The organism is Rheinheimera tangshanensis, assembly GCF_014645135.1.
In the GTDB taxonomy this organism is placed as follows: Bacteria; Pseudomonadota; Gammaproteobacteria; order Enterobacterales; family Alteromonadaceae; genus Pararheinheimera; species Pararheinheimera tangshanensis.
This window is the reverse complement of sequence record NZ_BMLH01000002.1, coordinates 422,645-438,006: the sequence shown is the minus strand read 5'-3', so window position 1 is coordinate 438,006 and position 15,362 is coordinate 422,645. Positions and strand designations below refer to the sequence as shown.

Here is a 15,362-nt window from a genome sequence, read left to right as displayed (position 1 = left end):
TACCGATGATCCGCCAGGCAACCCAAGCCGATGCAGCAGCTATTGCAGCCATTTATAACCACTATGTGCTCAATACAGTCATCACTTTTGAAGAGCAGGCTGTTAGCACTTCACAAATGGCTGGACGCATTGAGCAGGTAAAAGCGGATGGCTTACCCTGGTTGGTACTGGAGCAAAACAGTGAAGTGCTGGGTTATGCCTATGCGACCAAGTGGCGGGTACGCTCGGCCTATCGATTTTCAGCAGAAAGCACTGTGTATGTTAAAGATGGCATAACAGCTCGTGGCATTGGCAGTCAGTTGTATCAGCAGTTACTGACTGAGCTTAAAGCTTTAGGTTTGCATCTGGTGATAGGCGGTATCACTTTGCCGAATGAAAAAAGCATCGCGCTGCATGAAAAATTTGGCTTTGAAAAATGCGGCCACTTTCAACAAGTTGGCTTTAAGTTTGAGCAGTGGCGCGATGTGGGCTACTGGCAGAAGTTGCTTTAGTAGCCCACCTAAAATCCTCAGGTGAAGCAGCAGAAAATATTAATCTTTTACATCTGCCACTATTTTCTTTAACAGCGCCTGTGTCGACCAGTCCAACTCGTTATGAGCTAAAGCCGGAGTATAATACTGACCATTGGCTCTGGGTCTGTTGACATACACCTTGTTTGGAATAATCACCTTCGCTAAACCTGAAGGTACGGGCTGAACCCTGACGTCCATATAAGTGGAATCCGCACTGCTAGTTGCGCCAGCAAGCTTAGTATTTTCAAATAAGGTAAATACATCCACCGCATCCAGACAAGCACTGGCACATTGCCCCGGCATAATTACATAAACAGGGGTCTGCAGAGCAGGCAGAACAACAGGCTGCGCCGCTTGAGCTGGTGTGTCATCAGTGTTGTTCCCATCCCCTTCAACGTAAAATGCCTTACCAGAATCCAGCGACTGTTGCATGCCCTGCCCTACAGCTTGTATCCAGGGTAATGATTCAGTTTGGCCTTGCTCTTTCAGTACATCGTATAAAGATTTTACGTAGTCGGTATTACCTTTCGATGCAAACCACCAGACTTCAGTACGGCTGAACAAGGCAGTGCGCAGCGGTCCTACCCGCTCTTTGCCCCATAAAAGCTCTGCGACCTGTTTGCTCCAGTAAGAAGAACCTCCCTGATTATGGCGTAAATCCAGCACTATGGCTTTAGCTTCCAGCAAAGCTGGCCTTTGTTGTTCAAGACTTATGAACAAGCTTTCATACTGTTTGATTTCGTCCGGTTCAGGACTAAAAGTTGGCATCGCAATCCAGGCAATATCCTTCTGCTGCCAGCTTAAACCTATAGGCAGCTTGTCGCCGTTGTAAGCGGCTTCTACGTGCTGCATGGCCGATTCAGGGCGGTCCGCCCAGTTTAATCTGGCCTCAACCACTTGCTTATTAGCTTTTACAAACTGGCAGTGCTTTAAAGGCTGATTAAACGGATTACCATCGTCCAGCATCAATCTGCTGCCATAAGACCACCAGTGCCCAGGCTGCCCCACCTGGCCTGCATAAGCAAAAACCCTGTCTTTCATCAGTTGTTCCACTGGCTTGCCATCACAGGAGACAATTTGCATTCCTGCAACCACACCGGCCTGCTCGCTGTGATACACCCACAAGGCGTTTCCACGCCATACGGCATTAAAGCCAGGCCAGCGTCTTATAGGTTTCACTGAGTCGGGTAGCACAGCAAAAGCACCAGCATGACCATCCTGTAAACTGGCACTGAAACGGTCAATCACAGCTTCTTAACCATAGGCACTGTTCACTTGCGGCACCAGCAGCAACGCATTGGTTTTGGCGTGCAACAACTGACGGTGAAAGTTTGGATTCTGCGCATCAGCCATACCCGGATGGTTTTCAGCTGTAATTTGATAAGCCGCTTCAATATCCTGCAGCGCAAGTTCAGCCCAGCCCTGAGCTGTCGCAGGCAGCACTACTTGTGGTTCAGCCGCCTTAAGACCAAAAGGTAATGCAGCAGTACAAAGGGCCACTGCCACTGCAAAAACTGCTGTCTTTCTAACACAATCCATGAGTTACCTTATTGTAAATAAAAGAAAAACCTTAACCTAAGAGCTTTCAGGCATCAAGCTGGTTTTCTATACTCCAACTTTATCCCCATCAGGAAATGTTAGCTTTTATCTGCAAAGGTAAAGTTAAGTTTATCTCTGAACCCTGCTCTACCCAGCGCCGTCATAGTCCATGAACTAAAAAGCAGAGGAGCAGACCGCCATGAAGAATGCAGTATCAAAGAATCCGTCCAGACGACGTTTTATTAAACAGCTTGGACTAGGCCTGGCCAGTATTCCTTTAATTGGTTTAGTGGCTTGTGGTGGTGGCTCTGACAGCACTGAAACAGCCAGCAACGACACAGGTTCCTCTGATAGCAGTGGTTCAACTGGGGGTTCAACAGGCAGCAGCACCAGTTGGGCCAGTGGAGGTACTGCAGCTATGACAGCAAATTTCCCGGACGACAGCCTGTTTGCGCTCGGCACAGCCTGTACAGTCGCTTTAACCAAAAACTTAACCGAAGGCCCCTGTTACTTCACAGCAGATACGCTGGATGATATTTCTGAAGAACAAACTGGCTTGCCTATGCAGCTGTGTTTCAGAGTGATAGATAACAGTTGTAACCCGGTGTCCGGATTGGAAGTAGAAGTATGGCACTGTGATGTTGCAGGTATTTACTCGGGAGATACCAGTGGCAGCAGTGACAGCAGTGGTTTTTCCAGCTCCTTTTGTACCGGCAATGACAGCGAGGCCTTGCGTTCCAAATGGTTCAGAGGCACACAAATTACCGACAGCAACGGCAGAGTCAACTTCAAATCCTGCTTCCCTGGCTGGTACTCAGGCCGCACTATTCATATTCACTTCAGAGTACGCAATAACAATAACGATGAAGTGGTATCGCAGTTATGTTTCCCTGATGCCTTTACTGCAGAAATTTGTACCACTCATGCCAACTACAGCAGCCGCGGTATTCAGGACACCACATTAAGTGCTGGCCGCGACACTGTCTTTGGCAGCAGTTACGATGAGTTTTTGTTTGACTACCAGCAAAACTCTGACGGCTCTTTGTTGGCCTATAAAACCATTCAGATCAGCTAGAGAATAAGGTCGGGCATGGTGTTGCACCGGCCCGGCTTAGAATTCCATATCTGAAACAGAGTTCTGCGTTTTTCTGCACTTTATTATTCCATATTGGCCTTTTTACACCACTCTGGGTATGGTAGTACCATTGCATTGATGAACCGGACCATAACAATGAAAGGCTCTATCCCTCTGATTTTTTTTGCGTTATCAGCCTTAATGACTCCAGTAGCGTTCTCTGAGGAAATAATTTCTTCAGAGCCCGGATTAACAGCCTTATGGCACAGCAAAGATTTGCGGGTGCCAGAGTCTGTGCTTTGGTATCAGCAGCAAACTAACGGAAATACTGACCGCTTGTTGTTTGTATCAGAAATTGATGGCCAGGGCAGCGCAGCAGATGGCATGGGCGGTATCGCCGTTTTAAATACTGACGGCAGTGTCCGGAACAAAGATTGGCTGCGTGGCTTAAATGCCCCGAAAGGCATGGCTGTGTTTCAGAACAAACTTTATATCGCTGATTTAACTGAAGTGGTGGTCGTGGATATAGCTTCAGCAAAAATATTGCAGAAAATTACTGCTCCGGACGCGGTGTTTTTAAATGATGTCACTGTAGATGACCAAGGTAGAGTTTTCATTTCTGACACCCGCAAAAACCGGATTTATAAGCTGGAGCAAAATGAGATCAGCATCTGGCTGGAGCACGTAGCTGCAGCCAACGGTTTAAAAGTTGTAGATGAACAGCTGTATATTGCAGCAGGCGATAAGCTGCTGAAAGTCGATTTAGCGGATCCTAACAAAGCCATTACACCAGTAGCGGTGGGATTCGCAGAGAGAGCGGATGGTTTAGAGCCTGTTGGCAATGGGGATTTTATTGTCAGTTGTTGGGCAGGTTTAGTCTATTACGTATCCGCTGATGGCAAGATAACAGAGTTGCTCGATACCAGAGCCTTAAAACTGAATACAGCAGATATTGGCTGGGATCAGGCGACTAAAACCTTGTATATCCCGACATTTTTCGGGAACTCAGTTCAGGCTTTTCAGCTGAAGCTATAGCGTAATCACTGCTCAGCCGCATACTGACGAATAAGCTGGCTGATGTGCTTCGCACTCTGCTCGTCCAGATAACGGGTATGAGCCAATAAAAAGCTCTTTTCCCGATACAGCACAGTTAAAACCTTGTCGACTGCCTGGATAAAGAGTCTGTTCCTGACTGTGTCTGTACACATCATATGTCTGGTAATTAACTCTGGTGAATCTGCGATACCGTAGCTACGTATTTTCAGCCCTGGTTTGTTGTTCATAAAAATGCTCATTTCGGTCGGATAAGCAATGACAAACTCTGCTCTTTTCGAACCAAACATGCCCAGAAAATTACTATGGTAGTGCGTAGTTGAAAATTTTAGCAGCTGGTGTTCAGGCCATTGGTGCAACTGCTGATCCAAAATATCACCAAAAGAGAAATACTCAGGCACCAATAATTTTGCTTTTGGCATAGATAACAGCACTTGCACTATGCTCCGCACTTCCCCTTTACGAGTGAGCAGCTGTGGTGAAACAGCCGGCAGCTCAGCCAACTGAAATAAGCGGTAGCCCAGATAGAAATTCACAGGCTTGGAAAATAAATATTTAGCATCTCTGTCGTTGTTCTTGACCCTGTCCATGGTACAAATGGACGCTCCGCTATTCATCATATACTCGGTACGAGCCAGAGGAAATTCCAGAACTGTGACCGGGGTCGAAAAGTGTTGAAATAAAAGATAGTTAGTTTCAGTGTTAATAGACTGATAAGTGCCTTTATTAAACAGCTGTACCGTCTCATGATCGTAATGATGAAACTCCAGCTGCGATGGCACATGGATAGCAGCGCTGGCGCAGCAACAGCACAGCAACAGCGCTAAAAAGTAATATGTTCTTCCTGTAAACAAAGCAATTCTCCTGCGATTACCCATACTTAAAGCTTGAGTTTGACCACTTATTGCTCCCTGAAGAAACTGCTGAAAGCGCTGATCTTTAACCCAACTGCACCCTGTTCCGTCCCATGTCCTTGGCCTGATACAAAGCATGATCGGCCCTTTTCAGAATAGAATCTTCATCGTCCTGCGGCTGATATTGGGTGACCCCAAAACTGACGGTAAATTTCGGCAAATCAGGCTGATCCAGACAGGCGATATGTTGCCTAAGCATTTCGGCCAACTGGCAGGCCGCTTCCGCTTTTTGTTGCGGTAACAAAATCACAAACTCCTCACCACCTAAACGAAACAAGCTATCAGTTTTGCGCAAACGCCTGCTGATGTGTTCGGTTAATGATTGCAGCACTTTGTCGCCTGCATGGTGGCCAAACTGATCGTTGACCTTTTTAAAAAAATCGACGTCCAGAAGCGCAATGCTAAATACGCTGCCCCGCTCAGCCAGACTGAGCTCCATACTTAACTGCTCATCCCATTTGTGTCGGTTATAAGCGCCGGTTAATTTATCTCGTGTCGCCAGCGCCATAAGTTGTTGCTCTATTTCCTGCCTGTTACTGATCTCTACAGATAAACGCTGCACCATCATTTTTAAATCGTGTTCAAGTTCCGTCAGTTCATCTCGATGCTGTGGCTCATGGAATACAGGGCTGGCAATAGGTTCTCCCTGTTCAATGGATTGATGCACATTTTTAATTTCGGCCTGAATACGACCAATACGCTGGCGAAATATCTGCAAAATATAAAAGGTCAGGTACAAACCTATAACAAAGGCACAAAGCCCTAGTCCTGTGTTAACCAACATAAATTCATTTTCATGCTTATCGGTATAACGACTGGCTTCGAGCGTTAGCTTTTCCATCTGCCGTAATATAGCCACTATGCTTTGATCTAAATTGGCCGCTTCTTTCTCAAACTTCAGCCATTGCTCCTCTGCAGTATGTCCTTGTTGTAAAGCCAACTTCAGCTGTTGTTCAAAGCTGTCACTTTGCTGATGAAACTGTTCAATACTGGCCAGAATCTGTTGATGCTCGGCTGCTGCAAAACGCACCTGATGTTGCTGCAAACTTTTGGTCAGCACCTGCTCGGCTTTCGATAGTATCAGCCTCAATCCATCGCGCTGCGCTGCAAAAGCCTGCTCTGGTTCTAAGGCCATTTTGGCCAGATCGCCTCTTAAACGAAATTGCTCAATCAACAAATGTTGCTTTAACTGCATCATTTCCAGCTCACTGACCATCTCGGTCAGCGGTACGTCAATTTCCGCTACTTCATGCATCTCGGCATCAATCAGCTTGAGTTTATAAATGGAGTAAAGAATGACGACAAATAAAAACGACAGCAGCACCACCAGTAAACCACTGATCTTTCGCTGTAAGGATGCATTAAACCATTGTTGCATAAAGACTTCCGTAAAAGCAGAGCACAATTCAGCGCCGAGACCCCGCATCTGTTTCTGTGATGCAGTTAAGTAGTTCTTATATCTTAACGCTAAACAGAAGATTTGGAGAAAAAAGTCAGGTCAGTCAGAGATCCCCCGTCAGAGTTACAGCTTTTTCAGCCAAAAGTTTCACTCATGGAAACAAGAGCATTTTGGTTGCAAATAAGTTTATTAATTGTAAATAAACGCACTAATGTGACAAGGAATACAACAACCGGAGGTTCTATGAACTTACTACGCAGTTCCATCAAAGCAGTATCCTGTGCCCTGTTATTGCCTTTGTCGCTGTCTGTTGCAGCGCAAAGCGAGCCAAACACCACACTGATGTTGACTAAAAAAGCCAACACCACTTACCTGAGTTGGTCTACCGAAGTCAAAACTGTGGCCCGACAGGAAATTTACCGCAGCACCAGCAGTGTGCTTGAACAGGCTGAACGTATTGCCGTATTAGACCCTTACCAGCAAGTAGCACAGGACAGCAGCTTTGAACCTGAGCAGGATTATTGGTACTGGCTTAAAGTAATAGATGCCGATGGTCAGGAGCATATTTCAAACTTATCCGCCACAATACCAGCACTGAGCATTCAGCCTTTTGCGACTATCGCCAATGCCAGTCGTTGTAAAGCGGGCGCTACCTTTGAAAACGAGACTATAGATTGTGGCGGTATCACTGTGGGCAGCAGTTGTGCCAGCGATGCTGAAGGTCAAAAACCTGTGATCACGCTGAAGAACGCAACAGTGAAAAATCTGCGTATTTCAGCCAGTGGCGGCGCTGATGGCATTCATTGCAGTAGCGGCAATTGCACCATTGAAAACGTCGTCTGGGAGGATATCTGTGAAGATGCCGCCACTAATAATGGCAAGACGATGACAGTCAAAGGCGGTATGGCTTTTAACAGTGCCAATGGCCCTGGAGGTAAACCCGATAAAGTATTTCAGCAGAACTCAAAAAACAGTACCACAGTGCTGACAGGTAACTTCACGCTAACCGGCGAAAACGGTAAGTTATGGCGTTCGTGCGGAGACTGCACTGACAATGGTGGCCCACGTTATCTGACGATTTCAGGGGTAACCATTAACGGCAAAATTGGCAGTATTGCCGGGGTTAACAGCAACTACAAAGATGTGGCGACTATCCGTAATCTGAAAATTAAAGACTATGCAGCAGGCAAACCGCCGGTCTGTGAACACTATACCGGTGTGAAAAAAGGTCAGGGTAAATCGGTGAAAGACAAAGAATACTGGAACAGCGCCAGCTGTAATGTCAGCAAATCGGACGTGACTAAGCTGTAATTTATTGAAAATGGGATCAGATCACATTAGTTACGCATAACTAGTGTGATCTGACCCCAATTTTATGTTTAAGCCTTTCTGAAATTCGCCAGCCGGTACAAAGCCGGCAGCACCAGCAAGGTTAATAAGGTGGAGCTGATAATACCACCTATGACTACTGTCGCTAAAGGCCGCTGAATTTCAGCGCCTGTGCCAGTATTAAAGGCCATAGGCACAAAACCTAAACTGGCGACCAAAGCGGTCATCATTACAGGCCTTAACCGCGACAATGCGCCTTGCTCCAATGCAGCCAACAACTCCATGCCCTGCTCACGCAACTGGCGGATAAAACTGACCAACACTATGCCGTTGAGTACCGCTATACCTGATAAAGCAATAAAGCCAATAGCGGCTGAGATAGACAACGGCATATCGCGCAGCAGCAGCGCAAAGACACCACCAGTCAGCGCCAGCGGTATACCGCTAAAGACCACCAAAGTGTCCCGCACTGAGTTCAGTGCACCATACAAAAGGCCAATAATCAGCAACAAAGTCAGAGGCACCACTATGCTTAAACGCTCCGTTGCTGACTGTAACTGCTTGAACGTACCGCCATAATCCAGCCAGTATCCCTCCGGCAGAGGCAATTGCTGCATACGTTGCTGCACTTCGGCGATAAAACTGCCCAGGTCGCGGTCTGTGACATTGGCAGTCACCACCACATTACGTTTACCGCTTTCCCTATTGATTTGATTGGGGCCGGTAATTTCCTTAATGGTGGCAATTTCACCCAACGGCACATACCGTAGTTCAGGCGAGTCATCCAAAGGCAAAGTGACAGGAATACGTGCCAAAGCCGCCGGGTCTTGCCGTAACTCCTCCGGTAAACGCAGCATCAGCTTGAAGCGTTTATCGCCTTCGTACATCAACCCAACCTGCCGTCCGCCGATAGCGGTTTGAATTAACTGCTGCATTTGCGCCACGTCCATGCCGACCAAAGCTAAATGATCCCGCTGCGGCTCTATCGATAATAAAGGTAAGCCTGTGGCTTGTTCCATCCGGGCATCTTCAGCGCCCGGCACTGCAGCAAGCACAGCAGCAACTTGTTCACCCACTTCGGCTAGCGTATCCAGATCATCACCATAAACCCGCACAGCAACGTCGGTACGCACCCCGGCAATGAGCTCGTTAAAACGCATTTCGATAGGCTGGGTAAACTCGTATTTATTACCCGGAATTTGCTCCACTAACTGGCGCAGTTCTTCGTCAAATTCAGCACGGGTTTTGGCCGGATTGGGCCAGTCCTGCTGGTTTTTCAGAATGATAAAGGTGTCGGCAACATTAGGCGGCATAGGATCGGTCGCCACTTCTGGCGTGCCAATTTTTGAGAACACCCGCGCCACTTCCGGCAAGGTCGCTATCTCGGCTTCCAATTGCAGCTGCATATGCACCGACTGGCTCAGACTGGTGCCAGGGATCCGCAAGGCATGCATGGCGATATCGCCCTCATCCAGTTGAGGCAAAAACTCCGAGCCCATTTTACTGGCCGACCATAAAGCACTGAATAGCAGCAGTATCGCCAGGCCAGACACCAACAGCGGCGTTTTGATCGACCAGGCCAACAGAGGCTGATAGCTGCGGCGTAACGCTGACATCAGAGCATTTTCTTTTTCCGACACTTTACCACTGACAAACAAGGCAATAGCGGCCGGAACAAAGGTAATAGCCAAAACCAAAGCGCCTAACAAAGCCGCTATTACGGTAAAGGCCATAGGCTGGAACATTTTGCCCTCAACCCCACTTAAGGCAAAAATCGGCAGATACACCAGCATGATAATAAAGACACCAAACATAGCAGGGGTCATCACTTCTCTGGTTGCCCGGAGCACCACGGCAGAACGTTCTTTTAGCGTCAGTAAGCGGCCTTGTTGATGCTGGGCTAAACCTAGCTGACGTAAGCAGTTTTCAACCACTATGACGGAGCCATCGACAATCAGGCCAAAGTCGATGGCGCCCAAACTCATCAGGTTGCCACTCATTTTATTCGCCGCCATGCCGCTGATGGCAAACAGCATACTCAGTGGGATCACTAAAGCCGTTAACAACGCAGCACGCACATTGCCAAGAAACAAAAACAGGATCACCACCACCAACACAGCGCCTTCAAGCAAGTTGGTTTCCACGGTTTTGATGGTTTTATCCACTAAGGTCGTGCGGTTGTAATTGGCCTCAGCGACCACGCCAGAAGGTAAACGTAAGTTGATTTCATCAAGGCGACTGGCAACTTGCTGCGATACGGTGCGGCTGTTTTGTCCGACCAGCATCATCACTGTGCCCAGTACGACTTCGTTACCATCCTGAGTGGCCGCGCCAGTACGCAGTTGTTTGCCTATAGCGACAGCGGCCACATCTTTCACCCGAACCGGGCCGTCGTCGCGTTTGGCCACCACCAACTGAGCTATATCCTCAAGTGATTGCAGCTGGCCTGGCGATCGGATCAGCCACTGCTCGCCATTGCGTTCAATATAACCTGCACCCACATTGCTGTTGTTTTGTTCCAGCGCTTGGGCCAAATCATCCAGCGTCAGTTTAAAGGCCAGTAACTTGACTAAATCAGGAGAGACCTGATATTCGCGGACATAACCGCCTATGGTGTTAATTTCTGTCACACCCGGCACCTTCAGCAGTTGTGGCCGGATCACCCAGTCTTGAATAGTGCGCAAATCCTCAGGGTTGTAAGCGGAACCATCGGCTTTTTTCGCATCAGGCACAACCTTCACTGTATAGGAAAAAATCTCGCCAAGGCCTGAGACTATAGGCCCCATTTCTGGATCTATATCGGCTGGCAGTTCGTTTCTGACGTTTTGCAGCCGCTCCGCCACTTGTTGTCTGGCCCAGTAAATATCTGTGCCTTCGGTAAAAACCACTGTGACTTGTGACAAACCATAACGGGATAAGGAACGGGTGTACTCCAATCTGGGTAAGCCCGCCATCGCTGTTTCAATGGCATAGGTAATACGCTGCTCGGTTTCCTGCGGCGAAAAACCTTCGGCAGCAGTATTGATTTGTACCTGCACATTGGTGATATCAGGCACAGCATCCACCGGCAGCTTGATGGCCTGCCAAAGCCCGGCTGCTGCTAATAACAAGGTCAGCAGCATGATGAGCACAGGCCTTGCCAGCGCTGTTTTTAATAAGCTGTTTATCATGACAAGTCCTTAGTGATCATGGCTGGCGCCAGACTTCATCACGTCGGCTTTGAGGATAAAACTGTGCGTGGTGGCGTATTCAACCCCCAGCGGTACACCGGATAGTACTTCGACCTGAGTGTCATCGCTTCGGCCAACTTCAGGCATGCGGATCTCAAACACATCCCCCACCTTGATAAAAATCACCGTCTTATCATTCCATAACTGCAGGGCTGATTTTTTGATCACCAAAGGCACATCCACTGTCGCTACTGTCACATCGGTTTTCACATGCATACCTGGCCGCCAATGCCCGTCCGGATTGGCTAACAGACCACGGGCGCGGGCTATATGGCCTCCGGTCATTTGTGGTGCTATGTAACTGATCTGGCTTGTGGCCGCTTGGTGACCATGTAAATCCTGCACTAAAAATTGTTGCCCTAACTTGAGCTGTTCTGTATCCGAAGGAAAAGCCGACATTTCGACATAAACCGATGAAAAATCGCTGATTTCGAGTAGAGGCTGCTCTGAAACTTTGCTCCCTACACTGACATAGCTTGCGGTGACTTCGCCGGATAGAGGCGCAAAAATAGCGTAGTTTTTTAAGCTGTTAGGATTTTGAACACTGGCCACCAACTGGCCTTTAGTTACCTTATCACCAACTTTAACCGCAATCTGCTGCACAATTCCGGCATAAGCAGCACCCACCTGAACCTGTTGCTCTGGTACAGGGGCAACTACCCCAAACAAATGCAACTGAGTGTGGATTTGGCCTGGCCGGGTTTGTTCCAGCTTTATGCCGGCTTTTTCCACTGACCGCGCTGATAACGTAGTACGGCCCTCAAAGGAGTCATACTGCCATTGGTAGTTTTTGCCCTGATAACTGGCGTCGATTTGCACGGCAAAGGAATGAGGTTCCCGCACCACGGTATCACCCAGCCAGTAATCCAGTTCTGGACTGAATTGGACAAGCTCTGCCGGTTCGCCTAAACGCTGTAACCTGACTTGTAGTTTCAGTGCTGTGGTTTTGACAGGCTCGCCGTTTTTGTACAAATACAGCCGGAATTCTGGCTCTACTTCGGTTTCATAAATAGTGACTTCTACAGCAAAGTCATCTTGAGTCAATAAACGCCCACCATGTGGCCCTTTGGCCGCTTCGCTGTGCGCATGCTCCGCTTCGTCATCATGATGTTCACCACTGGCAAAGGCGGCCGGGCTGATGACCAGTGTGAGGCTCAGGTAGACCATGAAGAAAAATGCTGACATATTCATTGAGTAAGCTCCTGTTGTGCGCCGAGAGAGGAAGCGCTGCGCTGTTGAAGTAAAGCCTGCGGAGCATTCACCACCATAGGTAAGCCGGTCAGACGCTCCAGCTCTAATAGCTGCAAATGCAGAGCGTAGTGCAGGTCAATCAGGTTGCGTTTGGCCAGCAGGATCTCCTGCTGCGCTGAGAGTAGATCCGTCATATCAAATACCCCTAGCTGGTAACCCGCCGCTATCTGCTCTAGTACTTGTTGTGATAGTGGCAGCACGGCTTTCTGGTAATCCTTGATTTGTTCACTCAATTGCGTCAATTGCAGATAGCTGTGCTCTGTTTGTAATTGCAGTTGCTGCATCGTCTGTTGTTGCTGCAGCTGGGCTTGTTCTGTTGCGGCTTGAGTGGCGAGCAAAGTACCCTGCTGCGGGTTTTCCAGTTGCAGCGGCAGGCTGAGCTGCAGCACCACAGCGTTATCGTTAGTTTGCTCATTGCGGCGAATTCCTGCGCCAAGGGTTAAATCTGCCTGTCCCAGAGCTTTGGCCAGTTGTAACTGACTCTCCAACACACGCTGCTGCGTCAGCCACCATTGCAACTCTGGAGCTTGTTGCAGTTGCGTCAGCACATCAGCGAGCGCAGGCAAAGCGGGTAGCAGAGTTAAATCACCTGAGACGGCATCAAAGTCAGGCTGGTCGGCCCAATGACTGGCCAACAGACGCAAGTTCAGCTGTTTTGTCGCAGACAGACTTTTATGCTCCATCCGGCTTTGTAGCACTTTAAGCTCTAGGCGGCTAAGATCTGCGTCTTTGATATTGCCCGCTTGTGCACGCTCTTTGGCAAGGTTCAGAGCCTGTTGCTCCATGGCAATTTTTTGCTCTGCCCAGTTCAGCAGCGCCTGTTGATGCAATAGCTGCAAAAAGCTTCGCATGGTTGCCGCCAGCGCATCGACTTTATCCAGCTGGTATTGTCGTTCTGTCAGCTCACTTTGCCACTGAGTCAGTTCAAGCCGCTTCTGGCGTTTATCACCCAGTTCAATCAATTGACTCAGGCTTAAGGTCAGCTCGGCACTTTTCACACCACTGCTGTCGCCCGTGCCCAGCACATCCGCCAGTTCCACTTGCAGTTCGGGATTAGGCCGCATTCCGGCGCTAATAGCAGCGGCGTCGTTGATCCGCTGTTGATAGGGATACAATTGCAAGCCGGGGTTATGCGTTAAGGTACGCTGTAACGCTTGCGCAAGGCTAAGTTCGGTCGCCAGGGCAGGAATAACCCATAGCAAGCATAAAGCCAGCAGCACAGTCGCCACATGGCTGGTTTTTATCGTCATGACTAGATCCAGTACGTTATTGAAATAAAATTGAAAATCTAATTTTTAAATCAATAGTGACTGATTAGGTGGCGGAACAGGTGGGCTGTAGCTGGTGGTAATTAACGCATATTGAGCTAAAGCTGCAGCTTTATGCACAGCAGGGTCTGCACTGACAGAATAGGCTTCCACTACATAGCAGGCCACATGGGCATGGCTGGGGTGATGGTCGTCTGTATGATCCGGGCCGCCATCTTGTGAAGGCCAAGTCGTGTTTGCATGCTGATGCAATGGAAAGTCGGCATGGGTACTGTTGTCGAGCACAACAAAAGGGTGATCCTCGTCCGGCAAATGCATCACCACACTGTCACAAGCAGAAACAGCGTGATTAAGCATAATCAGCAGTAATAACAACAGCCGGAACACAGATTTTGGCATAAAGCCCCCGATAAAAACTGACCTTATCTTAGCCGATAGCCCACGTACAGCTCAAGCGATGAAATTGGGGGTCTGTCAGATTAGTTACACATAACGAATCTGACAGACCCCCATTGTCAGTGTTACCTGTGTAATTGTCCTGCTCTTTCTGGCTGGTAGACCAGCTGCAGCACTTGGATCGGCTGAATATCGCCGGATGGCATAGGCCAATCAATTTGATCGCCTTCACAAAGACCAAGTAAAGCTGAGCCTACCGGAGCCAATACAGAGACTTTATCGCCGCTTGCGTCCAGATCTTTTGGATACACCAGCGTCAGGCAGGATTCATCGCCTGTTTTTGGCAGACGGATCCGCACTGTCGAATTCATAGTCACCACATTGGGCGGTATAACTTCAGGCTCGACGATCTCGCCCCGCTCCAGCTCCTGTTCCAGTAATAAACGAGCTGGGTCTGTGGCAGGTAAAGTGTTTAACAATTGATCCAACCTGTCCAGATCCAGACTGGACAACACAAGTGGAGGTAAAGCATGTTCAGATAATGTCTGCTGTGGCAACGGATGTTTCATGGAGTTCTCCTGTACAGAAGGAAAGAAAGCCGGTGGTTGTTTCACCGACATCAGATCACATAACAAAAAACGTAACGGACGGCGTAACAGCTTCACTTCAGCCACTTCACCGACATTTTTCCCCAATAATGCAGCCCCCAAAGGCGATAGTACGGAGATAAAGCCCTGTTCCGGGTTACTCTGCTGTGGATAGACCAAAGTCAGCCAGACTTCGGTTTGATCGGATAAATCCAGCAAACGAGCTGAACAGCCGGGCAACATGCCAGTTTCACTTAAGGGTCTGCGTTTGCCTTTGGCAACAGATTCCAGCTGGAGTAACAGCTGTTGCAATTGCCAGGGCGGCAGCGGTTGAATAGCCGAACTGGCTATTAAAAATAAAGCCGAAACATCGGTTTTACCCGATGCGTGTTTTTTGAATAAGGTCATTCCAGACTCCGGAATTTAAGCAGTTAAAAATAAGAAAATAACAGCTATGCCGACCCCATCAGGATGGAGCCGGCTCAGAAATGGAAGACGGTAAAAAAAGCGGCGTGATAAGACGGCGACTTTATTGCAGTTTTAAACAACATCACCTCCGTCTTGTTTGCGATGAAAATGGGAATTCGATGTTGGATACCATATCGCATTTGGCGACAAAACTCAAAGCCACAGTTGGGCTGAAGGCAAATGCTAAACTTGTCGTAACAAGCGCGGCAGCGAACTGTTATTTGTCTGGAGATTTTTACAGCCAAGTCTGACATGCGGCTATTACTACCAAACCAGCCAGTTTTTACTAGCCATATTCTTTAGTAAGCTCTTATACTCAGGCCATAGTATTAAAATCTTTG

At 48.3% G+C, this 15,362-nt stretch carries 13 protein-coding genes; 4 read left to right on the top strand and 9 right to left on the bottom strand.

The window, feature by feature from the left end; all coding sequences use genetic code 11:
• The first annotated feature begins 5 nt into the window (after positions 1 to 5).
• Positions 6 to 491 carry an arsinothricin resistance N-acetyltransferase ArsN1 family B gene (locus IEW88_RS06525; RefSeq protein WP_147903541.1) on the top strand — a complete coding sequence of 162 codons (486 nt, stop codon included), beginning with the start codon at positions 6 to 8 and terminating at the stop codon, positions 489 to 491.
• 39 nt (positions 492 to 530) lie between these two features.
• Here IEW88_RS06525 and IEW88_RS06520 read toward each other — a convergent pair whose 3' ends face one another.
• Positions 531 to 1,760 carry a S41 family peptidase gene (locus IEW88_RS06520; protein WP_147903540.1) on the bottom strand — a complete coding sequence of 410 codons (1,230 nt, stop codon included), beginning with the start codon at positions 1,758 to 1,760 and terminating at the stop codon, positions 531 to 533.
• A gap of 6 nt (positions 1,761 to 1,766) precedes the next feature.
• Entirely contained in the window at positions 1,767 to 2,018 is a 252-nt protein-coding gene (locus IEW88_RS06515; protein WP_147903539.1) for a hypothetical protein, read from the bottom strand.
• A gap of 232 nt (positions 2,019 to 2,250) precedes the next feature.
• Here IEW88_RS06515 and IEW88_RS06510 point away from each other — a divergent pair, with 232 nt between their 5' ends.
• Positions 2,251 to 3,126, top strand: coding sequence for a dioxygenase family protein (locus IEW88_RS06510; RefSeq protein WP_147903538.1), 876 nt, complete (start codon positions 2,251 to 2,253; stop codon positions 3,124 to 3,126).
• A gap of 156 nt (positions 3,127 to 3,282) precedes the next feature.
• On the top strand, positions 3,283 to 4,161 hold the full coding sequence (locus tag IEW88_RS06505; protein WP_147903537.1) for an SMP-30/gluconolactonase/LRE family protein: 879 nt from the start codon (positions 3,283 to 3,285) through the stop codon (positions 4,159 to 4,161).
• A 5-nt stretch (positions 4,162 to 4,166) separates the two neighbouring features.
• Here the strand turns inward: IEW88_RS06505 and IEW88_RS06500 are convergent, their stop codons facing one another.
• Complete coding sequence (locus IEW88_RS06500; RefSeq protein WP_147903536.1) at positions 4,167 to 5,033, bottom strand: hypothetical protein; 867 nt, start codon at positions 5,031 to 5,033, stop codon at positions 4,167 to 4,169.
• An 85-nt stretch (positions 5,034 to 5,118) separates the two neighbouring features.
• Positions 5,119 to 6,471, bottom strand: a complete 1,353-nt coding sequence (locus IEW88_RS06495) for a GGDEF domain-containing protein (RefSeq protein ID WP_147903535.1) — start codon at positions 6,469 to 6,471, stop codon at positions 5,119 to 5,121.
• Between the two features lie 264 nt (positions 6,472 to 6,735).
• Here IEW88_RS06495 and IEW88_RS06490 point away from each other — a divergent pair, with 264 nt between their 5' ends.
• The gene (locus IEW88_RS06490; RefSeq protein WP_147903534.1) at positions 6,736 to 7,803 is read left to right on the top strand and encodes a pectate lyase; all 1,068 of its coding nucleotides are present in this window, start codon (positions 6,736 to 6,738) and stop codon (positions 7,801 to 7,803) included.
• Positions 7,804 to 7,871: 68 nt separating this feature from the next.
• On the opposite strand, the gene IEW88_RS06485 is transcribed toward IEW88_RS06490, so the two are convergent.
• From IEW88_RS06485 to rnk, 5 genes are all read right to left on the bottom strand, one after another.
• Positions 7,872 to 10,991, bottom strand: a complete 3,120-nt coding sequence (locus IEW88_RS06485; protein WP_147903533.1) for an efflux RND transporter permease subunit — start codon at positions 10,989 to 10,991, stop codon at positions 7,872 to 7,874.
• 9 nt (positions 10,992 to 11,000) lie between these two features.
• A complete protein-coding gene (locus IEW88_RS06480) occupies positions 11,001 to 12,242 on the bottom strand; it encodes an efflux RND transporter periplasmic adaptor subunit (protein WP_147903532.1) in 1,242 nt (413 codons plus the stop codon).
• Positions 12,239 to 13,552: a TolC family protein gene (locus tag IEW88_RS06475; RefSeq protein WP_147903531.1), complete on the bottom strand. Its 1,314-nt coding sequence runs from the start codon at positions 13,550 to 13,552 to the stop codon at positions 12,239 to 12,241. Before IEW88_RS06475 ends, IEW88_RS06480 begins: the two co-directional genes overlap by 4 nt.
• 45 nt (positions 13,553 to 13,597) lie before the next feature.
• Positions 13,598 to 13,969, bottom strand: a complete 372-nt coding sequence (locus tag IEW88_RS06470) for a cobalt transporter (RefSeq protein ID WP_147903530.1) — start codon at positions 13,967 to 13,969, stop codon at positions 13,598 to 13,600.
• A 122-nt stretch (positions 13,970 to 14,091) separates the two neighbouring features.
• Positions 14,092 to 14,961 (bottom strand): nucleoside diphosphate kinase regulator, encoded by an 870-nt coding sequence (rnk, locus tag IEW88_RS18855; protein ID WP_147903529.1) that lies wholly within the window; start codon positions 14,959 to 14,961, stop codon positions 14,092 to 14,094.
• Positions 14,962 to 15,362 lie beyond the last annotated feature (401 nt).